General features: G+C 67.8%; 16 protein-coding genes. 7 read left to right on the plus strand and 9 right to left on the minus strand.

Annotated elements, in window-relative coordinates:
- Window positions 1-91: 91 nt before the first annotated feature.
- From O0J15_RS03505 to O0J15_RS03545, 9 genes are all read right to left on the minus strand, one after another.
- Window positions 92-1,630, minus strand: a complete 1,539-nt coding sequence (locus O0J15_RS03505; RefSeq protein ID WP_021204144.1) for a GGDEF domain-containing protein — start codon at window positions 1,628-1,630, stop codon at window positions 92-94.
- A gap of 261 nt (window positions 1,631-1,891) precedes the next feature.
- Entirely contained in the window at window positions 1,892-2,767 is an 876-nt protein-coding gene (gene tsf, locus O0J15_RS03510; protein WP_019659120.1) for a translation elongation factor Ts, read from the minus strand.
- A gap of 125 nt (window positions 2,768-2,892) precedes the next feature.
- Window positions 2,893-3,699: a 30S ribosomal protein S2 gene (rpsB, locus tag O0J15_RS03515; RefSeq protein ID WP_005408748.1), complete on the minus strand. Its 807-nt coding sequence runs from the start codon at window positions 3,697-3,699 to the stop codon at window positions 2,893-2,895.
- Window positions 3,700-3,919: 220 nt separating this feature from the next.
- Window positions 3,920-4,615 carry a molecular chaperone gene (locus O0J15_RS03520; RefSeq protein WP_134734959.1) on the minus strand — a complete coding sequence of 232 codons (696 nt, stop codon included), beginning with the start codon at window positions 4,613-4,615 and terminating at the stop codon, window positions 3,920-3,922.
- Window positions 4,615-4,830, minus strand: a complete 216-nt coding sequence (locus O0J15_RS03525) for a hypothetical protein (protein WP_308305097.1) — start codon at window positions 4,828-4,830, stop codon at window positions 4,615-4,617. The genes O0J15_RS03520 and O0J15_RS03525 overlap by 1 nt, the downstream gene beginning before the upstream one ends.
- Before the next feature lie 152 nt (window positions 4,831-4,982).
- Window positions 4,983-6,020: a spore coat U domain-containing protein gene (locus tag O0J15_RS03530; RefSeq protein ID WP_134734957.1), complete on the minus strand. Its 1,038-nt coding sequence runs from the start codon at window positions 6,018-6,020 to the stop codon at window positions 4,983-4,985.
- Window positions 6,017-8,383: a fimbria/pilus outer membrane usher protein gene (locus O0J15_RS03535; RefSeq protein WP_308305088.1), complete on the minus strand. Its 2,367-nt coding sequence runs from the start codon at window positions 8,381-8,383 to the stop codon at window positions 6,017-6,019. Before O0J15_RS03535 ends, O0J15_RS03530 begins: the two co-directional genes overlap by 4 nt.
- Window positions 8,384-8,390: 7 nt before the next feature.
- Window positions 8,391-9,140, minus strand: coding sequence for a molecular chaperone (locus tag O0J15_RS03540; protein ID WP_134729442.1), 750 nt, complete (start codon window positions 9,138-9,140; stop codon window positions 8,391-8,393).
- Complete coding sequence (locus tag O0J15_RS03545) at window positions 9,140-9,670, minus strand: spore coat U domain-containing protein (protein ID WP_019659113.1); 531 nt, start codon at window positions 9,668-9,670, stop codon at window positions 9,140-9,142. Before O0J15_RS03545 ends, O0J15_RS03540 begins: the two co-directional genes overlap by 1 nt.
- 185 nt (window positions 9,671-9,855) lie before the next feature.
- Here O0J15_RS03545 and map point away from each other — a divergent pair, with 185 nt between their 5' ends.
- The 7 genes from map (at window position 9,856) to O0J15_RS03580 (ending at window position 19,659) form a co-directional block, all read left to right on the plus strand.
- Window positions 9,856-10,698, plus strand: a complete 843-nt coding sequence (map, locus tag O0J15_RS03550) for a type I methionyl aminopeptidase (RefSeq protein ID WP_019659112.1) — start codon at window positions 9,856-9,858, stop codon at window positions 10,696-10,698.
- Between the two features lie 2 nt (window positions 10,699-10,700).
- On the plus strand, window positions 10,701-13,328 hold the full coding sequence (locus O0J15_RS03555) for a [protein-PII] uridylyltransferase (RefSeq protein ID WP_019659111.1): 2,628 nt from the start codon (window positions 10,701-10,703) through the stop codon (window positions 13,326-13,328).
- Window positions 13,328-14,389: a 2,3,4,5-tetrahydropyridine-2,6-dicarboxylate N-succinyltransferase gene (gene dapD / locus O0J15_RS03560; protein WP_019659110.1), complete on the plus strand. Its 1,062-nt coding sequence runs from the start codon at window positions 13,328-13,330 to the stop codon at window positions 14,387-14,389. Before O0J15_RS03555 ends, dapD begins: the two co-directional genes overlap by 1 nt.
- Window positions 14,390-14,580: 191 nt before the next feature.
- A complete protein-coding gene (locus O0J15_RS03565; RefSeq protein WP_021204138.1) occupies window positions 14,581-14,952 on the plus strand; it encodes an arsenate reductase in 372 nt (123 codons plus the stop codon).
- Window positions 14,949-16,076, plus strand: a complete 1,128-nt coding sequence (gene dapE, locus O0J15_RS03570; protein ID WP_308305089.1) for a succinyl-diaminopimelate desuccinylase — start codon at window positions 14,949-14,951, stop codon at window positions 16,074-16,076. Before O0J15_RS03565 ends, dapE begins: the two co-directional genes overlap by 4 nt.
- Before the next feature lie 379 nt (window positions 16,077-16,455).
- On the plus strand, window positions 16,456-18,147 hold the full coding sequence (asnB, locus tag O0J15_RS03575; RefSeq protein ID WP_308305090.1) for an asparagine synthase B: 1,692 nt from the start codon (window positions 16,456-16,458) through the stop codon (window positions 18,145-18,147).
- A 129-nt stretch (window positions 18,148-18,276) separates the two neighbouring features.
- Window positions 18,277-19,659 (plus strand): cation:proton antiporter, encoded by a 1,383-nt coding sequence (locus tag O0J15_RS03580; RefSeq protein ID WP_308305091.1) that lies wholly within the window; start codon window positions 18,277-18,279, stop codon window positions 19,657-19,659.
- The last annotated feature ends 53 nt before the right edge of the window (window positions 19,660-19,712 follow it).

Consider the following 19,712-nt stretch of genomic DNA (forward strand, 5'->3'; position numbering starts at 1 on the left):
GATTCTACGCGCATGCGGCGTAGGGCCAAAGTGTTTTGTGCACTGCGGCGCGAAATCCTGCCATCCGCCCCGGTCATGCAGGGCGTCCCGTTCAGCCCAGCTCGGCGCCGGCGGTGGCTGAAAGCTCGTCGTGGCCGAGCGCACCGGGGGAGCGGGCGATCACCCGGTTACGGCCCAGGTTCTTCGAGCGGTACAGCACGTCGTCGGCGGCGCGCAGCAGGTCCTGCACGTCGGCAAAGCGCTCGTAGCCGCCCTGGGTAGCCACGCCGGCGGAGAAGGTGACGAACAGCGGCCCTCCCTCCAGTTCGGCCATCGGCGTGGCGACGATGTTGGCCAGTACGCGCCGGATTACGTCAAGGGCCACGGACTCACTGGTATTGGGCAGCAGCGCGACGAATTCCTCGCCGCCGAAGCGGGCCACGGTATCGCTATGGCGCAGCTGGCCCTGCAGCTTGCCGGCAAAGGCGCGCAGCACCTCGTCGCCGGTCAGGTGGCCGTGGGCGTCGTTGATCTTCTTGAAGTCATCCAGGTCGATGAAGGCCACCGACAGCGGCCAGCCCTGACGCCCGGCGCGCAGGAACTCCTGCTCGAGCACCGCCTCCAGCTGGCGCCGGTTGAGCACGCCGGTCAGGGCGTCGCGGTGGGCCTGGTCAGCCAGGCGCTTGGCCCGCGCCTCGAATTCGTCGGCGCGGCGGCGTGCCTGCTCGGCATCCTGCAGCTCGCGCAGGTTGCGCAGGGTGGCCAGCTCCTGCGCGTGGTCGATCAGCTCGCGGACCCGCGAGGGCGAGTTCAGGCCGGCCTCGAACAGGCTGGCGATATCCGGCAGGGCCTCGCTGATGCGGGTCAGCACCTGGTCGAAACGGGCGCTGTCGAGTTCCAGCCGCTCATGCACCTGGTGCAGGGCGCGCTCGCGGGCGGCATCGGCGTCATCGTCCAGCCAGATGTCGGCAACGGCGCCGGACAGCTGCACGCAGGCCTGGAACGGCGAATCGGCGGCGTCGTCGTCCTCGCTGTGGCTGATGCTCTCAACCAGATAGCGTGGCAGGCCCCATTGCTCGGCCACCCAGGCGCCGACATCGGCGTGGCTGCAGCCGAGCGCGTCGCGTTCGCGGGCGACCAGGTCCGTGTTGTCACGGGCTTCGCGCAGCAGCGGCAGGTAACGCTCCGATTCGGCCTGGGCCAGGCACAGCACGCCCAGGTCCTGCAGCAGCCCGGCCAGCATCAGTTCCTCCAGCCGGCGCAGGCCGCGGGCCTGGCCCAGCTGGCTGGCGGCCAGTGCACTGAGAATGCTGCGCTTCCACGCGCGCTGGCGCAGGTCGTGGTCGGCGCCTGCGCCGCCGGTCAGGCCCTGGGTGACGGTGAAACCCAGGGCAAGGCTGATTGTGGCGTTAAGGCCGAGCATGGTCAGTGCCTGGCCAAGGTTCTCGATGCGGCGGCGGCTGGCGTACAGCGGCGAATTGGCGATGCGCAGCATGCGAGCGCTCAGCGCCATGTCGATGGCGATGATGTCGGCGGCGGTGGCGATATCCGCTTCCGGGTCCTGTGCCAGCTCGATGATGCGCAGGGCAATACCGGGCGGCGAGGGCAGGTTGCGGCAGAGCGCCAGGGCAGCTGTCAGCTCGGGAGGCATGTCGGGTCGTTCAATTCCATTAGGACAAGAATACCTAGGAATGCATCACAGTCCGCGATTTTCCTTCCTGCTACGCGACTGTGGATTCCCTGCGCCGAGTATCGGCTTGATTCGCGCGCAACGCAAAGAGCCCTGATATCGGGCTGTGCCTGGCGTCAGTGCGCGCACCAACGGTGCCCACCCACCGATGCAGTGGGTACAAAAAAAGAGCCGCGGTTTCCCGCGGCTCCTTCTGGTCGCTTCACAGCCGGAGGGCTGGAATCAGACCTGCATCGCCTTGGCAACTTCGGCGGCGTAGTCTTCCACCACCTTCTCGATGCCTTCGCCGACGATCAGCAGCTTGAAGCCAGCCACATCGGCGCCAGCGGCCTTGACCACCTGCTCGACGGTGGTGTCGCCCAGCACGTAGGTCTGGCCGTACAGGGTCACGTCGCTGACGATCTTGTTGATCTTGCCGCTGATGATCTTTTCCAGGATCTCGGCCGGCTTGGCCTTGTCCTTCTCGGACATCTTGGCCAGCTCGATTTCCTTTTCCTTTTCGACGAAGTCGGCCGGAACGTCCGCAGCCTTGTTGTGCGGCGGCTTCAGCGCGGCCACGTGCATGGCCAGGCCGCGGGCCAGCTCGACGTCGCCGCCGATCAGGTCAACCAGCACGCCGACCTTGCCGTTGGTGTGGACGTAGGCGCCGATGTTGCCGGTGGTGTCGACCTTGACCATGCGGCGGATCTGGATGTTCTCACCCAGGGTCTGCACGGCGGTGGCGCGGGCTTCTTCAACGGTGCGGCCATCGGCCAGCGTGGCAGCCTTCACGGCTTCCACGTCGTTGGCGCCCGATGCCAGGGCGGCAGCGGCGACGGCGTTGACGAAGGTCTTGAAGTTGTCGTCGTTGGCGACGAAGTCGGTTTCCGAGTTGACTTCGACCAGCACGGCCTTGCCGCCATCCTGGGCCAGGCCCAGGCGGCCTTCGGCGGCCACGCGGTCAGCCTTCTTGTCGGCCTTGGCAGCGCCGGACTTGCGCATGGCTTCAGCAGCGGCGTTGATGTCGCCGTTGGCTTCGGTAAGCGCCTTCTTGCATTCCATCATGCCGGCGCCGGTGCGCTCGCGCAGTTCCTTGACCAGGGAAGCAGTGATTTCCACGGGATTACCTCACGAAAGAAAGGGGTTGGGCCGGCATGGTGGCCGGCCCGTGTGACACGGTCCTGTCACGCGCCAAGGGCTGCGTGCAGGAGGGTGGACGCCGGGCGTCCACCCTGTGGCCTGGATCAGGCCTGGGCGTCGTCGCCCTTCTTGGCAGCCTTCTTGGCCGGAGCGCGGCGGGCCGGCTTCTCTTCGCCTTCGGCAGCGGCTTCAGCGAACTCTTCCTCACGCACCGAAGCGGCGTGCGGAGCAGCAGCCTTGCCTTCCAGCACGGCGTCGGCAGCGGCGCGGGCGTACAGCTGCACAGCGCGGATGGCGTCGTCGTTGCCCGGGATGGCGTAATCAACCAGTTCCGGGTTGTAGTTGGTGTCGACCACGGCGATGACCGGGATGCCCAGCTTCTTGGCTTCCTTGATCGCGATGTCTTCGTGGCCGATGTCGATCACGAAGATCGCGTCCGGCAGGCGGTTCATGTCCTTGATGCCGCCCAGCGAGGCTTCCAGCTTGTCGCGCTCGCGACGCAGGCCCAGCACTTCGTGCTTGACCAGCTTCTCGAAGGTGCCGTCGGTTTCACCGGCTTCCAGTTCCTTCAGGCGGGCAACCGACTGCTTGACGGTACGGAAGTTGGTCAGGGTGCCGCCCAGCCAGCGCTGGTTCATGAACGGCATGCCGCAACGCTCGGCTTCTTCCTTGATGGTTTCGCGGGCGCTGCGCTTGGTGCCCAGGAACAGGACGGTGCCGCGCTTCTGGGCAACCGACGAGATGAAGTTCATCGCGTCATTGAACAGCGGGACGGTCTTTTCCAGGTTGATGATGTGGATCTTGCCGCGGGCGCCGAAGATGTACGGAGCCATCTTGGGGTTCCAGTAGCGGGTCTGGTGGCCGAAGTGGACGCCGGCTTCCAGCATCTGACGCATGGTGACCTGGGGCATTGCAATACTCCTGATATGGAACCAGCGATTCCGCCCGCGGGAATAGGTATGCGGGACGCGTGGAAGCGCGATCGGTTCCGGGGTTGGGCTTCCCTGTTGCCTCCGTGGCCGAACTCCTTGCGGAGCACCCCGGCACGGATGGGGGCAGCAGGTGTGGATTCACCGGTGACGTCCGGTGTGGACGGGTTCCCGCGCACGCAGGCGGCAGGAATCCGGACGATTATAGCCCGCTGCGGGCGCTCGCTGCAATTGCGGGGTCAGATGCGGCCAGATCGACCTCGCGGCCGTCCTGCAGGCGTGCCCGGAAGCGGCCACCTGCGTAACTGTCCGCGCGGGCGGGCAGGGGCCAGCGTCGTTCATGGCCGGCGAGGATGTAGCCGGCCAGCCCGCCCACCAGCACTGTCGATTGGCCGTCCGCCGCGATGAAACGCAGGTCGTGCAGGCGGCCGTGCAGCGTACCGCAGTTGCTGAGTCGCAACGCAGGCTGCGACCCCAGGGCCTCGATCCGACCCTGCAGGCGGGCGTGCAGCACTGGCGCCGCGGCGCCCCGGAACAGCGGTAGCGAGTAGCGCGGCAGCCCTGCCAGCGCCGGCGTCAGCACGATCCTGTAGGCCTGTTCACCCATTGCCGCGGCCGGATCGCGTGGCAGCAGCCAGACGCGCTGCGTACCGCCCGGGGCGAGATCCAGCCGCGCCGGGCTGACCCGGATCTGGTCGCTGGGCTGCAGTCGTTCGGCGTCCAGCTGCTGATCCCAGGCCAGCACCTGCACGTGGCCCTGCCAGCGGCCGGGCCCGGGATTGCGTAGCCACAGCTCGGCGCGGCCGCCTTCGGCCGGCAGCTGCAGGGTGGTAGGCAACACCTCAAGCGCCGCAGCCGGCTGCGCCAGCAGTGCAAGCAGGATCAGCAGCGCGCGCATCAGTAGATGAGGGTCACGGCGGGTGTTGCGTTCTCGTCCGTCGCCGGTGGTGCGAGCTCGCGCACCTGGGATGGCAGCTGGGGTGTATCGCTGCGCTGGTGCGGCGCCGTACAGCGCGCGCCACCGGTGTCGTCGCTGCAGGAGTCGACCACGGTCAGCCGGATCTGCAGGGAGCTGCCGGGTTCGGCCAAGGCCGGCGTACTGGCGACCAGCATCGCCGCGATCGAAAATGTGCGAACCACCTGCCATCCACCATGCTGAAAGACCTGCTGCGCGGTATCGGCGGGATGTGCCGGAACTGTAGCGCCAAGCCGGCGCTCGGCACGGCCTTCGTCCGGTGGCTGCCGACCGTTGGTCGGCACGCCGGTCAATAGGTGATCGTCACCGTCACCAGGTCGTTGTAGGTACCAGCCGGGGGCTGGCCGGTGACCGGCGGCACCCGGCCGTAGATGGTCAGCTGCTGTGCGCTGCCGGTGCCGGTGCCGCTGGCCGTGTCGACAGTCAACGTATTGCCCCAGCGCAGGCTCCGGGCCGAGTCCCGGTACAGCTCGTAGGGAAGGTAGTAGGTACTGCCGCCGATGGTGGTGGCCATGCGGCGGATGCTGGTCGCGGCAGGGTTGTTCCGGCCGTTGTTGAGTCCGACCTGGAAGGCGGTGTTCTTCAGGCAGGTCAGTGTCAGCGTGGCGGTCCGGTCGATGTTGGCGGGAATGCCGCCGGTGACGTTGCCGAAGTTCATGTCGGTGGTGACGTAGCTGCCGCACTGCGGCAGCACATTGGCGCTGGCGGTGAAACTGAAGGCTGCGCTTGCGCTGTTGGTGCCGGTGGCGCCGCCGTTGCAGGTGGCGGGCACTGTGGCATTGCCGAGCAGGACCTCGTTCCAGGCCCAGGTCAACACCACGTCGGCGCCGCTGAAGGTGCTGCTGTAGGCGCCGGAGGCCAGGATCTGGTTGGCCGGAATCTGCCCGAACAGCTGCACGGACTGCGCACCGCTGCCGCCGGCGACCAGCGGCACGCTGTAGGTCATGGTCAGTTCCTGTGCCGGGGGCGTGCCGCGCGGGACCAACCCCGTCACCTGGCTGAAGTTCGAGGAGTTGTAGAGCTGGAAGTTCATGCTGTCGCTGCTGCTGGTCTTCATCGTCCGCCAGCTTGAACTGCTGCCGCCACCACTGCCTGCGCCGATGCCGACGCAGACGCGCACACCGGTTGTGGCCAGCGCGCTCAGCGCGGCGGTGGTGCATGTCACCGTGATGTTGAGGTTGGCCGTGCTCGGGCCAGGAGCATTGCTGTTGATGTTGCCGAACGGCAGCGTTGGATTGGCGACCGCGGTGCAGACCGCGACGGCGCGGGCCGGTGCTGCCGCCAGCAGGCCAGCGAACAGCAGCAGGCCGAGCAGCAACGTCCTCATGGCGCCACCTCCGGAATGCACTGCAGCGGCGCCGGTTTCGGCCGCGCGCCGGTCGCCACCACCCTGGGCGGGTCGGGGACCTTCACCCGGCAGGGGCCGCGGCTGGTGGTGACGTACAGCACGCTGCCGGCGGCAACGTCTTCCAGGTACAGCAGGCCGTCATAGCCGACCGTGGCCTGGCGGCCATCGGGCAGCTGCACCTCGCTGCCCACCTCCAGCGGCTGCCCGTCCATTGCCAGCAGGGTCAGGCTCAGCGACGGTCGCGAGCGCAGCTCGAAGGCAATCCGGGTGCCGGCGCGCTGGCGCGGGGTCACCCAATTCTCGATGCGGTCGGCACGCATGTCCTCGGGCAGGTCCAGGGTGTCGATCGAGACCCGGTTGCGCTGCCAGGACAGCAACGGGCTGACCAGCAGCAGGCCGCGATCATCGGTGACGCCGATCAGGCGGTTTTCCAGCCGCACCGGCACGCCGCCGACGCCACTGGTGCTGATCACCGCGAACGCGTCCGACACTTCGCGCGTGGCGAAGGTGTGGCCACCCATCCACACCACGCTGCCGCTGGCGCTGGCGTAGGCATAGTTCAGCCCGCCCTGGCGCGAGGCGCCGAACGAATATCGGCCGGTATCGTTGAGGATGCCGACCTCGGCCAGGCCGCCATTGCCGTCCTCGCCATGGCGCAGCTGTGCGCGCCAGCCGACGCCGCCGGCACTGCCATCGCCGGGCACCGGCTGGGTCACGTCCGCGACCCAGCTCTGGCTGTCGCCGTTGCGTTGGCTCGAGAGGCTGGCCTGGCGGTTGTTGCCCAGACTGGCGGTCAGCGACAGGTAGATGCTGCGGTCGTCGCTCTGGTCCAGGTTCTGGTTCAGCGACAGGTAGGCCGACCAGCGCTGGCTCCAGCTGCGCGACCAGAACAGGCTGGCGTAGCGGTTGTCGTCGCCGTCGGGGTAGCGCAGGCGCAGGTAGCTTGCGCTGAGCGTGCCCAGCCGCAGCAGGTCCAGGCCGAGGGTGGCCTGCTCGCTGATGCTCGGTGGCAGGTTGCCCTGCAGTGCGCCCAGGTCGCGGTAGTCGCCGTGGCTGCGCACGCTGCGCAGATTGACGTTGAAGCGGCGGTTGTTCCAGCTGTAGCCCAGCGCCCATTGCCCGCCCTGCAGGCCGTGGTAATCACTGCGTGCATAGGCCGCATTGAACACGCCGGCAGCGCCGAGCAGCCACCAGCCGCCGATGCCGGCCTGGGCCAGGCCGCCGCCGCCTTCGGCATGCGCCTCGCCAGTGAAGGCATCGCTGATGCCGCCGCGCCAGCTGGCACTGGCCACCGTGCGATCGTCGTAGCCGAAGGAGCGCTGGCCGAAGTCCTCGCGCAGCTGGCCGACGCCGACCGACCAGTCCGAAAGGCCCTTGGCCAGCAGTTGCTGGGTGCCATAGAAACTGAAATCCAGTGTCTGCATGCGGCCGAACGCATCGGTTACCACCACCTGCGCATTGCCGGTGCCGCTGATACCAGGCTGTGCCGCCAGCTGGAAGGGACCGACCGGGACCTGTCCGCTGTACTGGCGCAGGCCATCCACGTACAGCTCGACCGTGGAGGGCACCACGGCCTGGCCGAGGAAGCTCGGCGTGGGCGTCAGTACGCGATAGGGCTGCAGCCCGTAGTTGCGACCGATCTGCACGCCACCCAGGCGCACTGGCCGGGACCAGTCGACGAAGCCGCTGTAGAAGTCGCCGACCTCCAGCGTCGTTGCGCTGTCGGGGAAGTCCAGGCTCCAGCGGGTGTCCAGGCGCACGCTTTCGCCGCGCCAACGGCGATCACCGGGTTGCTGGTAGCGGCGGCTGATGGCGGTGTTCTCAAAAGTCCCGTTGCCGATGCCGAACACGCGCAGCTCCGAGCTCAGGCTGAGGTTGCCGAGCGTGTCCACCCGGCTGCCGTATACGTCGTAGCTGAGCAGCACGCCCGGCGAGGCAGTGCCAGTCGGCGCACGCGCCTGCGGCCGGCTGAGCACCGTGGTCGGCAGGGTCAGCTGGTCCAGCGGCACATCCAGCGCCAGGGTCTGCATGTGCGCGTCGTAGCGCACCACCGCGCCACTGATCTGGTCCAGGTAGACCGGTACCTCGCCGCTGGCATTGAAGCCGAGCTGGCGCAACACCTCGGGGCTGGCCTGAAGCCGGCCGCGGTTCTCGATGAACGGCAGCAGGCCGCGTGGCGTGCTGTTGAGCGACACATCCAGGTACAGCGTCTGGCTGGCGGTCAGTGGGGTCGGGGGCGGCAGGGTGGCATCGGCCGACACGCCGGAGACATCAACGGCCGCGCCGGACGCATCGGCGGCCTCGGTCGCCGCGGGAGCCAGGGCAGCCAGCAACGCGCCCATCAAGGCCTCAGCGAGCCGGTGGGGGCGACAGTGGCGTCTGTTCCGACTCGCCATTGAGCTTGGCCGTGATCTGGTCGTTGTCGCGGTCGATCGCCACGCGCTCGATCGGCCAGCGCATCACCTGGCCCGGCAGCACGTAGCCCAGCAATCCGGGATGGACGATGCGCGGACGCGTGGCGCTGCCCAGCGCAAGATCGGCGATCTGCGCGTAGCTGTCACCCGTATTGGCCACCTCCACGCCATTGCGGCCATCCGCCAGTGTCACCAGGCGAGCCTGCAACTGTGGGGCGAGGGCGCCGGCCGAAGGCTGCACGAACACGGGGATCGAATAGCGCAGGACGAACTGCATGCCCTCGGCACGCGTGGCCAGGTCCGGGATCTGGTCCACGATCAACCGGTAGTGCCGTTGTGCAGGCGGTGGCTCGTTGTCCGGACGCATCACCCGCACCAGTTGCTGCTGGCCCGCAGCCAGTTCCTGCATGGGCGGTGTGGCCATCAGCTCATCGGTGGGCAGCAGCCGTTCCTGGCCGTCCTGCTGCACCCAGCGGAACACGCGCACCTGCAGCTTCACCGGCGCGGTGCCGCTGTTGGTCAGCCATAGCTCAGCCGCACGCTGGCGCGCCTCCAGCTGCAGGCTGGTCGGCGCGACCTGCAGGCTGGTGGCGCCGGCGGTGGCGGTGGCCAGCAGGCACAGGGCGAGCAGCGCCACGCCGGTGGCGCGCCACGGGCGGAGTCCGGCCATGCGGGCGTGCTCCATCAATAGGTGATCGTGGCGGTAACCGTATCCAGGTAGCTGCCGGTGGCCGGGTTGTTGGTGCTCAGGTTCAGGATCTGGCCGTAGACAACGTACGGCACGGCCAGGCCGGTGCCGATGCCGGCCTGGGTATTGGTGCCGGTTGTGGATCCCCAGACCAGGGTATGCGCGGCATCCTGGTAGAGCTGGTAGCCGACATAGTTGTTGGCGGTCACGGCGGCATTGGTGTTCTTCATGCGCCGCGTGGTGACGTCGTTGGCGGTGCCCGCGTTGGCGCCCGCATTCAGCGCGATCGTGTACGGCGTCAGCGCCGAACACTGCGCGGTGACCGTGCCCTGGCCGAGGGTGGGCGTGGCGGTGGTCGACGCCGCCGTGCCGAAGTCGACGTTGGTAGCGGCCGCGGCCGTGATGGTGCAGGCCTTGGTGACCACCAGCGTGACGTTGAAGGTGGTGGTATCTGCGGCCAGGGCCGGGCTGGACAGCAGGAGGCCGGCGAAGGCCCAGGCAAGCGGAGAACGAAGCGCGGATCGCATGGACAACCTCCCTGACCCGAAGGTCCGTTGAACAAGGCGAAGGCGGCACGATCGGCACCGCTTCGGCGACGGTGACCCCAGCTTAGGTGGCGTAAGTGTCTGTAATCTGTGATAAACAGGCGGGCGAAAGGGTGGAGGGCATCACGCTTTCATTTTCCTTGCCGAAAGCGTGCATGGCCCGGTGCATGGCCCGGAATGCCAGTTGGGTGGCGTTCGTTCAGATTGCGGCCGGATCGGCGATAATGGGTGCCATGAGCGTGAATCTGAAAACCCCGCAGGAAATCGAGATGATGCGCATCGCCGGCCGCTTGGCCAGCGAAGTGCTGGACATCGTCACCCCCCACGTCAAGCCCGGTGTCACCACCGAGGAGCTGGACCGCATCTGCCACGACCACATCGTCAACGTGCAGGGCGCCATTCCGGCCAACGTCGGCTACCGCGGCTTCCCGAAGACCGTGTGCACCTCGGTCAACAATGTCATCTGCCACGGCATCCCCAGTGAAGGGAAGGTGCTCAAGGATGGCGACATCATCAATATCGATGTCACCGTCATCAAGGACGGTTGGCACGGCGACACCAGCCGCATGTACTTCGTCGGCACGCCGTCGGTGATGGCCCGCCGCCTGGTGGAAACCACCTACGAAGCCATGTGGCGCGGCATCCGCGCCGTGCGTCCGGGCGCCACCCTGGGCGACATCGGCCATGCCATCCAGAGCTATGCCGAAGGCGAGCGTTTCAGCGTGGTGCGCGAGTACTGCGGCCACGGCATCGGCAAGGTCTACCACGATGAGCCGCAGGTGGTGCATTACGGCCGCCCGGGCCAGGGCCTGGTGCTGCAGCCGGGCATGACCTTCACCATCGAACCGATGATCAACGAGGGCACCCGCTACAACAAGGTGCTGCCGGATGGCTGGACCGTGGTGACCAAGGACCGCAAGCTGTCGGCGCAGTGGGAGCACATGGTCGCGGTCACCGAGACCGGCGTCGACGTGCTGACCCTGTCGCCGGGCGAGTCGCAGGTTTCCTGACGATGCTGCCGGCGAGTTCGCTGCTGGACACGCCGGCCGCGTCGCTCAACGACCCGGACTGGGCCGCTGCGGCGCGGCAGGCGCTGCAGCAGGCCGACGCACGCCTGTACCGCCGCTTCGACCAGGGCGACAACATCGAGCGCCTGCTGGCGTTGCGTGCGCGCGCTGCCGACCACTTGATCCGCCTGGCGTGGCAGCGTTGCCTGCCGGCCGGCAGCGGCCTGTCGCTTTTCGCGGTGGGCGGCTATGGCCGCGGTGAACTGTTCCCGCGATCGGACATCGACCTGCTGGTGTTCGGCGATCCGCCGGCGCAACTGGCGCACGAAGCGGCCCTGGCGCGGCTGTTCGCGCTGCTGTGGGACTGCGGGTTGGCGGTCAGCCATGCGGTGCGTTCTGCATTGCAGTGCCGCGAGGCGGCGGCTGACCAGACCGTGCTGACCGCGCTGATCGAGGCGCGTCCGATCCTGGCCGATGACGCCGCCCGCCGCGCGCTGCGCGAGGCCATCGACGATCGCGAACTGTGGCCGGCACGCACTTTCTTCCTGGCCAAGCTGGAAGAGCTGCGCAACCGTCACCAGCGCTTCGGTGATACCGCCGACAACCTGGAGCCGGACCTGAAGGATGGCCCCGGTGGCCTGCGCGATCTCAACACGCTGGGCTGGATGGCACTGCGCGCGTTCGGCGTGCGCGACCTGGAAGCCCTGGTCGGGCTCGGCCATCTGGGTGCCGACGAAGCCGCGGCGCTCAAGCGCGAACGTGCCGTGCTGGCGCGACTGAGGTTTGGCCTGCACCTGGTAGCACGTCGCCCGGAAGAGCGCCTGCGTTTCGATTACCAGAAGACCCTCGCCGCGCGCCTGGGCTTCGAAGACGACGCCGAGAGCCTCGGTGTCGAGAAAATGATGCAGGGCTTCTACCGCGCCGCGCTGGTGGTGCGGCGGATCAGCGACCGCCTGCTGCAGCGCTTCGAGGAGCAGTTCGACGGCGAGGCGCAGCCGGAGCCGCTGACCGTGGGCTTTTCCCTGCGTCGTGGCTACCTGGCCGCCAACGAGGCCGACTGGCCGCAGGGCGACATTGGCCAAGTGTTCGCGCTGTTTTCCAGCTGGGCCAACAACCCGCAGGTGCGCGGCCTGCATTCGCTGACCGCGCGTGCGCTGGCCGAGTCGCTGCCGCTGCTGCCGGCCTATGACCAGGCCGACGCCGACGCACGCGAGCACTTCCTTGCCCTGCTGCGTGGCCAGCGCCCGGTCGACACGCTTTCGCGCATGGCGCGGCTGGGCGTGCTTGGCCAGTGGATTCCCGCGTTCGCCCAAGTCAGCGGGCGCATGCAGTTCGACCTGTTCCATGTCTACACCGTCGACCAGCACACGCTGATGGTCCTGCGCAACATCGGCCTGTTCGCCAGCAGCCGTGCCGACGAGCGCTTCTCGATCGCGCACGAAGTGTGGCCGCGCCTGCGCAAGCCGGAGCTGCTGCTGCTGGCCGGCCTGTTCCATGACATTGCCAAGGGCCGCGGCGGCGACCACTCCGAGCTGGGTGCGGTGGACGCGCGCGCGTTCTGCCAGGCACATGCGCTCAGTGGCACCGATACCGAACTGGTCGCCTGGCTGGTCGAACAGCACCTGCGCATGTCGGTGACCGCGCAGAAGCAGGACATTGCCGACCCGGTGGTGATCCATCGCTTCGCCACCCTGGTCGGCAGCCGCGACCGCCTGGACTACCTGTATCTGCTGACCTGTGCCGATATTGCCGGCACCAGCCCGAAACTGTGGAACGCCTGGAAGGATCGCCTGCTGGCCGACCTTTACTTCGCCACCCGGCGCGCGTTGCGCGAAGGGCTGGAGCATCCGGTGCCCGCCGCCGAGCGTGTGGCCGAGGCGCGTGACAGCGTGCGCGCACTGGTGCGCGAGCAGGGTTACGACGATGCCACCATCGACCGCCAGTTCGCGGTGATGCCCGATGAGGGCTTCATCCGCCTGCGCCCCGAGCAGCTGGCCTGGCAGGCCGCTGCGCTGGTGCCGGTGAAGCAGGGCCAGACCCTGGTCAAGGTCCGCCGGATCAGTGTCGACGACCCCGCGCTGGAAGTGTTCGTGCACTCGCCCGACCGCGACGGCCTGTTCGCCGCGATCGTGATGACCCTGGACCGCAAGGGCTACGGGATCCACCGTGCACGCGTGCTGGACGGCCCGGCCGACACCATCTTCGATACCTTCGAAGTGAACCCGGCCGACACGTTTGCCGATGGCAACAGTGCCAATCTGGAAGCGGCGCTGCGCGAGGCCCTGAGTGGCGACCTTGCGCGGCTTCGGCCGTCACGCCGGGTGGTGCCGCGGCAGCTGCGTCATTTCCGTTTTGCGCCGCGCATCGAATTCCGCGATGAACCGGGCGCAACCCGTTTTGCCCTGGTCGCCCCCGACCGTCCCGGCCTGCTGGCCGATGTGGCGTTCGTGCTGCGCAACCAGGGCCTGCGCGTGCATGATGCGCGCATTGCGACATTCGGCGAACGCGCCGAAGACACCTTCGTGATCAGTGACGAACACGACCTCCCCCTGACTGAACCTGCCCGGCAGCAGCTGCATGACGCGATGCTGGCCTGCCTGGACCCTGATCGAAACGCCGGAGACCCCGCCTGATGGCCACCAAGCCTGTTAAGAAGACTGCTGCCACCGCCAAGAGCGCAGCGGCCAAGAAAACTGCCGCCGTGCCGGCCGCGAAGAAGGCTGCCGCGCCGAAGAAAGCCGCGGTGGTGAAGGCGCCGGCGAAGAAGGTGGCGGCACCGAAGAAGGCCCCGGCCAAGAGCGCAGAAGCCGCACGCGCCGAAACCATCGCCCGCAAGTCGCTGCGCAAGCCGGCCGCGCCGGGCGTGGAAGAACTGAAGTTCGGCATCGAAAGTGCCTTCGAACGCCGCGCCACGCTGACCCTGCACGAACTGGAAGGCTCGACCAGGCCGCTGGTCAACCGTGTGATCGACGGCCTGGAGAGCGGTGAATTCCGCGTCGCCGAGCCGGACGGCCAGGGCGGCTGGAAGGTCAACGAGTGGCTGAAGAAGGCGGTGCTGCTGTATTTCCGTGTCAACGACATGGCGGTGGTCGATGCACGCCCGGCACCGTTCTGGGACAAGGTCGAATCGCGCTTCGCCGGCTATGACGAAGCGAAGTTCCGCCGAGGCGGCGTGCGCGTGGTGCCGGGCGCGATTGCTCGCCGTGGCACGTATTTCGGCAAGGATGTGGTGCTGATGCCGAGCTTCACCAACATCGGCGCCTATGTCGGCGAAGGCACCATGGTGGACACCTGGGCCACCGTCGGTTCCTGCGCGCAGATCGGCCAGCACTGTCATCTGTCCGGCGGTGCCGGCATCGGCGGCGTGCTGGAGCCGCTGCAGGCCAGCCCGACCATCATCGAGGACCATTGCTTCATCGGTGCCCGCTCGGAAGTGGTTGAGGGTGTGGTGGTCGGCCACCACAGCGTGATCGGCATGGGCGTGTTCCTCAGCCAGAGCACCCGCATCTACAACCGCGCCACCGGTGAGATCAGCTACGGCTACATCCCGCCGTACAGCGTGGTGGTGTCCGGCTCGCTGCCGAGCAAGGACGGTACCCATTCGCTGTACTGCGCGGTGATCGTCAAGCAGGTCGATGCCAGGACCCGCAGCAAGACCAGCGTCAACGACCTGCTGCGGGGCCTGGCCGACTGAAGGTGACTGCGCCGGAGGATCCGGCGCAGTACGCGAGCTACCGGCATCCCCCCGACGTCCTGTTCGGGCGGATGCTGCCGCGCCTGCCGCGTGCGCCGCGCTGTGGCAGGCGACCCACCGTGCCGCGCCGTTCCGGGTCGTGTCCGAGCGCCTGTTGTGAGATTCTGGCCCTCTGTTTTCCAGCATCACAGATGGCCATGAGCACCACTGTCTACGGTTTGAAGAACTGCGATACCTGCAAGAAGGCGACCAAGTGGCTGGACCGCTTCGGCGTGCCGTACACCTTCGTCGACTACCGCGACAACAAGCCCAGCCCGGAAACGCTTCTGGAATGGGCCGCGCAGCTGGGGGGGCTGGCGGCGATGGTGAACAAGTCCTCCACCACCTGGCGGCAGCTGCCGGACAACCGCAAGGCCGCGGACTCCGAGGCCGAATGGAAGCTGCTGCTGCGCGAGTACCCGCAGCTGATCAAGCGCCCGCTGGTGGTCACGGCCGACGGCAAGGCCAGCCAGGGTTTCAGTGACAACGGCTTCAAGGCCCGCTTCGGCGTGGGCCAGTCATGAGTGCCGTCCTCGACCTGGCCTGCGAGCTGATCGCGCGCCCCTCGGTTACCCCGGACGACGCCGGCTGCCAGGCACTGCTGGCGGCGCGGTTGAAGCAGGCAGGGTTCCACTGTGACCAGCTGCGTCTGGGTGAGGTCGACAACCTGTGGGCGACCCACGGCCAGGGTGCGCCGGTGCTGGTGCTGCTGGGCCATACCGACGTGGTGCCCACCGGCCCGCGCGAGGCCTGGACCAGCGATCCGTTCACGCCGCAGATCCGCGATGGCGTGCTGTATGGCCGTGGCGCCGCCGACATGAAGGGCAGCGTGGCCGCGTTCGTGGTGGCCGCCGAGCAGTTCGTCGCCGCGCATCCCGATCACCCCGGCACGCTGGCGGTGCTGCTGACCAGCGACGAGGAAGGCGACGCGATCGATGGCGTGCGCCACGTCGCGCGCCTGTTCGCCGAGCGCAGCCAGCGCATCGACTGGTGCATTACCGGCGAGCCATCATCGACAGCGGCGCTGGGCGACCTGCTGCGCGTCGGGCGTCGCGGCAGCCTGTCGGCCAAGCTGCGCGTGCAGGGCGTGCAGGGTCACGTGGCGTATCCGGAGAAGGCACGCAACCCGATCCACCAGGCGGCGCCGGCCCTGGCCGAGCTGACGGCGCGACGCTGGGACGAGGGGTACGAGAGTTTCCCGCCGACCAGCCTGCAGATCTCCAACATCCGTGCCGGCACCGGCGCCAACAACGTGATTCCCGGGGAGCTGGAGGTCGATTTCAACATCCGCTACAACCCGCACTGGGATGCACCGAAGCTGGAAACGGAGATCACCGCGCTGCTGGACCGGCACGGCCTGCAGTACGCGCTGAAGTGGCATCGCAGCGGCGAGCCGTTCTACACGCCGGAAGGCACGCTGCGCGCCACCGCACGCGCGGTGCTGGCCGAGCACATCGGTCGTGCCCCTGAGGAAAGCACCGGTGGCGGCACCTCCGATGCACGCTTCATCGCGCCGCTGGGTGCGCAGTGCATCGAAGTGGGGCCAGTCAACGCCAGCATCCACCAGGTGGATGAGAACGTGCGCGTGGATGATCTGGAAGCGTTGCCGGGGCTTTACCAGCGCCTGGTGGAACGGCTGCTGGCGTGAGGCATGGCGCCGGGCACGGCCCGGCGCTCCCCCTGTGAGTGCCGACTGCTGGGTGCCGACCGTTGGTCGGCACACCTTCACCTGGTTGCCAATGCAACGGTTGCGCAGCGCCGGAATCCGGGGTAGGGTCGATGCCATGTCGATCCGCCTGGCCACCGCCGTCAATAACAACAACCGCAATAATCTGCGCGCGAATAATCGTGCGCGGCCGATGCGGGACTGCGCCCTGGGTAGATAGACAGCAACACACGCCCGGACACCAGAAAACCCGCATCGGTCGATGCGGGTTTTTTTGTGCCCGGGCGCAGCCCCACCCGGGCCTGGATGGCCGGTCGAACACCCTCCCACCCGTGAAATTCCCCCAACAGGAGCTCCCCCCATGTGTTCGATATTCGGAATCTTCGGCCTGCAGGCCGGTGACGATCTTCCGGCTCTGCGCCGCCATGCGCTGGAACTGTCGCAGCGCCAGCGCCACCGCGGCCCGGACTGGAGCGGCGTGTATCTTGACGAAGGTGCGCTGCTGGTCCACGAGCGGCTGGCCATCGTCGACCCGGCCGGTGGCTCGCAGCCGCTGCTGTCGGCCGATGGCCAGCTGGCGCTGGCGGTGAACGGCGAGATCTACAACCACCAGCAGTTGAAGGCCACGCTGACCACCGCCTACGACTTCCAGACGGGTTCGGACTGCGAGGTGATCAACGCGCTTTACCGCCAAGGCGGATCGCCGGCGCAGTGGCTGGAGCAGCTCAACGGCATCTTCGCCTTCGCGCTGTGGGACCGTGATGCCGGCCGCGTGCTGGTGGCGCGCGATCCGATCGGCGTGGTGCCGTTGTACTGGGGCCACGATGCCCAGGGCCGCCTGCGCGTGGCCTCGGAAATGAAGGCGCTGGTCGATACCTGTGCCGATGTCGCGCAGTTCCCGCCGGGCCACTATTTCGACAGCGCCAGTGGCGAGCTGGTGCGCTACTACCAGCAGTCGTGGCGCACCTACGCTGACGTGCAGGGGCGCCAGGCCGATCTGGCCGAACTGCGCCAGGCCTTCGAGCATGCGGTGGAACGCCAGTTGATGAGCGACGTGCCATACGGCGTGCTGCTGTCCGGTGGCCTGGACTCGTCGCTGGTGGCGGCGGTAGCCGCGCGCTATGCACGTCGCCGCATCGAGGATGGCGGGCAGACCGAAGCCTGGTGGCCGCGCCTGCATTCGTTCGCGATCGGCTTGAAGGGCTCGCCCGATCTGGCTGCCGCTGCCATTGCTGCCGAAGCGCTGGGTACCGTTCATCACGGCTTCGAGTACACCTTCGAGGAAGGCCTCGATGCGTTGCCGGAAGTGATCCGCCACATCGAAACCTACGACGTCACCACCATCCGCGCCTCGACGCCGATGTTCCTGCTGGCGCGGCGGATCAAGGCGATGGGGGTGAAGATGGTGCTGTCCGGCGAGGGCAGCGACGAGATCTTCGGTGGCTACCTGTATTTCCACAAGGCACCGGATGCGCGTGAATTCCACGAGGAGCTGGTGCGCAAGCTCGACGCCCTGCACAACTACGACTGTCTGCGTGCCAACAAGTCGATGATGGCCTGGGGCGTGGAGCCACGCGTGCCGTTCCTCGACCGCGAATTCCTCGACGTGGCGATGCGCTTCGATGCCGCGCACAAGATGGTGGGCGCCGGCTTTGGCGGTCGCCGCATCGAAAAGGCGGTGCTGCGCGAGGCGTTCGATGGCTACCTGCCGGACAGCATCCTGTGGCGGCAGAAGGAACAGTTCAGCGATGGCGTCGGCTACGGCTGGATCGACGGGCTGAAGGCACATGCCGAGGCGCAGGTGAGCGACCGTGTACTGGCTGCGGCCGACAAGCGCTTCCCGCACAACCCGCCACAGACCAAGGAGGCGTACTACTACCGCCACCTGTTCGAGCAGTTCTTCCCCAGCCGCGCAGCCGCAGAGACCGTGCCGGGTGGCAAGTCGATCGCCTGTTCGTCGCCGGCGGCCATTGCCTGGGACGCCAGCTTCGCCGCGGCTGCAGATCCGTCGGGTCGCGCGATCGCCGGGGTGCACGCGCAGGCACTGGCGTAATGCTTCCGCCGGGCACGGCCCGGTGCTACCGAGCGATGGTAGCGCCGGGCCATGCCCGGCGGGCACAAACGACTTAATCCCCTCCGTCCCCTTTTTGTATGATCGCCCCCTGCGCATTGGGGAATGTTCATGGACGTACAGGCGAGCGGCGGCATGCGGCCCACGAAATGGGGATGGCGTTATCTGGCCTGGGCCGGTGTCCCGCTGCTGGCCGGCGTGCTGCTGGCGCGCTATGCCGGGCCGGCCGCCCCCGAGGCGGTTGCGCGTACCACGGTCGCTGCCGAAGGCAGCTGGGCACGGCATCTGGCGTCACCGCTGGGCCTGTTCCTGCTGCAGCTGCTGGTGCTGCTGCTGGTGGCCAAGGGCGCAGGTGCGCTGCTCAAGCGCTTTGGCCAGCCGGCGGTGATCGGCGAGATGGCGGCCGGCCTGATGATGGGGCCGCTGGCGCTCGGCAGCCTGCTGCCGCAGCTGCAGGGTGCGCTGTTCCCGGCCAGTTCGCTGGGCCCTCTGGGCATGCTCAGCCAGCTGGGCGTGCTGATGTTTCTGCTGGTGGCCGGTGCCGAACTGGACCTGGCGGCACTGCGCGGCCGCCGGCGTTTCGCCTTCACGGTCAGCCATGCCGGCATCGCGGTGCCGTTCGTGCTCGGCGTCGCGTTGGCGATCTGGCTGTACCCGCAGCACGGCCCGCAGGGCGTGGGCTTCACCGCATTCGCGCTTTTCGTTGGCATATCGATGAGCATCACCGCGTTCCCGGTGCTGCTGCGCATCCTCGCCGACCGTGGCATCACGCAGACGCCGCTGGGCCAGACCGCCATCGCCTGCGCGGCTTTGGGCGATGCCACCGCATGGTGCCTGCTGGCACTGATCGTGGCGGCGGCACAGGCCAGCGGCTGGCTGCCGGCCAGTCTCAATCTGCTGTGCGTGGTCGCCTTCGTGGTGCTGATGCTGGGGCTGGTGAAGCCGTGGTTCGCTCGCCAGCAGATTGCGCCGGGCCGTGAGGGGCGCTGGCTGCTCGGCATCCTGCTGCTGTCGCTGGGTAGTGCCCTGATCACCGAAATGTTGGGCATCCACGCGCTGTTCGGTGCGTTCGCTGCGGGCGTGGCGGTGTCGTCCAACGCGCAGCTGCGCGGCCTGTTGATGGCCCGCGTCGAACCGTTCGCGGTGACCCTGCTGCTGCCGCTGTTCTTCGCCATGACCGGCCTTCGCATGCGCGCCGACGCGCTGCAGGCCAGCGACATCGTGCTGTGTGGTGTGGTGATCGCAGTGGCCACGACCGGCAAGCTGCTGGGTACCTTCAGCGCCGCGCGCAGTGCCGGCATGCCCACCCGTGAGGCGTGGCGGCTGGGTGCACTGATGAACACCCGTGGCCTGATGGAGCTGATCGTGCTCAACCTGGGTTACGAACTTGGCCTGCTCGGTGACCGCCTGTTCGCGGTGCTGGTGATCATGGCGCTGGTGACAACGGCGATGACCGGGCCACTGCTGAACCTGATCGAGCGGCGCAGGGGCTGACCCGGTAGCGCCGCGCCGACATTCTGTGGAGCCGAGTCCATGCTCGGCTCGGC

This window comes from Stenotrophomonas sp. Sm10 (assembly GCF_030985515.1).
In the GTDB taxonomy this organism is placed as follows: domain Bacteria; phylum Pseudomonadota; class Gammaproteobacteria; order Xanthomonadales; family Xanthomonadaceae; genus Stenotrophomonas; species Stenotrophomonas hibiscicola.

Excerpts from the sequence above, each read along its gene's own strand:
- O0J15_RS03565 (WP_021204138.1), top strand. The coding sequence starts at position 14,581 with ATGGCCATGAGCACCACTGTCTACGGTTTGAAGAACTGCGATACCTGC.
- rpsB (WP_005408748.1), bottom strand. The coding sequence starts at position 3,699 with ATGCCCCAGGTCACCATGCGTCAGATGCTGGAAGCCGGCGTCCACTTC.
- O0J15_RS03540 (WP_134729442.1), bottom strand. The coding sequence starts at position 9,140 with ATGGAGCACGCCCGCATGGCCGGACTCCGCCCGTGGCGCGCCACCGGC.
- asnB (WP_308305090.1), top strand. The coding sequence starts at position 16,456 with ATGTGTTCGATATTCGGAATCTTCGGCCTGCAGGCCGGTGACGATCTT.
- O0J15_RS03555 (WP_019659111.1), top strand. The coding sequence starts at position 10,701 with ATGCTGCCGGCGAGTTCGCTGCTGGACACGCCGGCCGCGTCGCTCAAC.
- map (WP_019659112.1), top strand. The coding sequence starts at position 9,856 with ATGGCCCGGAATGCCAGTTGGGTGGCGTTCGTTCAGATTGCGGCCGGA.
- O0J15_RS03520 (WP_134734959.1), bottom strand. The coding sequence starts at position 4,615 with ATGCGCGCGCTGCTGATCCTGCTTGCACTGCTGGCGCAGCCGGCTGCG.
- O0J15_RS03580 (WP_308305091.1), top strand. The coding sequence starts at position 18,277 with ATGGACGTACAGGCGAGCGGCGGCATGCGGCCCACGAAATGGGGATGG.
- dapD (WP_019659110.1), top strand. The coding sequence starts at position 13,328 with ATGGCCACCAAGCCTGTTAAGAAGACTGCTGCCACCGCCAAGAGCGCA.
- dapE (WP_308305089.1), top strand. The coding sequence starts at position 14,949 with ATGAGTGCCGTCCTCGACCTGGCCTGCGAGCTGATCGCGCGCCCCTCG.
- O0J15_RS03530 (WP_134734957.1), bottom strand. The coding sequence starts at position 6,020 with ATGAGGACGTTGCTGCTCGGCCTGCTGCTGTTCGCTGGCCTGCTGGCG.
- O0J15_RS03525 (WP_308305097.1), bottom strand. The coding sequence starts at position 4,830 with ATGCTGGTCGCCAGTACGCCGGCCTTGGCCGAACCCGGCAGCTCCCTG.
- O0J15_RS03535 (WP_308305088.1), bottom strand. The coding sequence starts at position 8,383 with ATGGGCGCGTTGCTGGCTGCCCTGGCTCCCGCGGCGACCGAGGCCGCC.
- O0J15_RS03545 (WP_019659113.1), bottom strand. The coding sequence starts at position 9,670 with ATGCGATCCGCGCTTCGTTCTCCGCTTGCCTGGGCCTTCGCCGGCCTC.
- O0J15_RS03505 (WP_021204144.1), bottom strand. The coding sequence starts at position 1,630 with ATGCCTCCCGAGCTGACAGCTGCCCTGGCGCTCTGCCGCAACCTGCCC.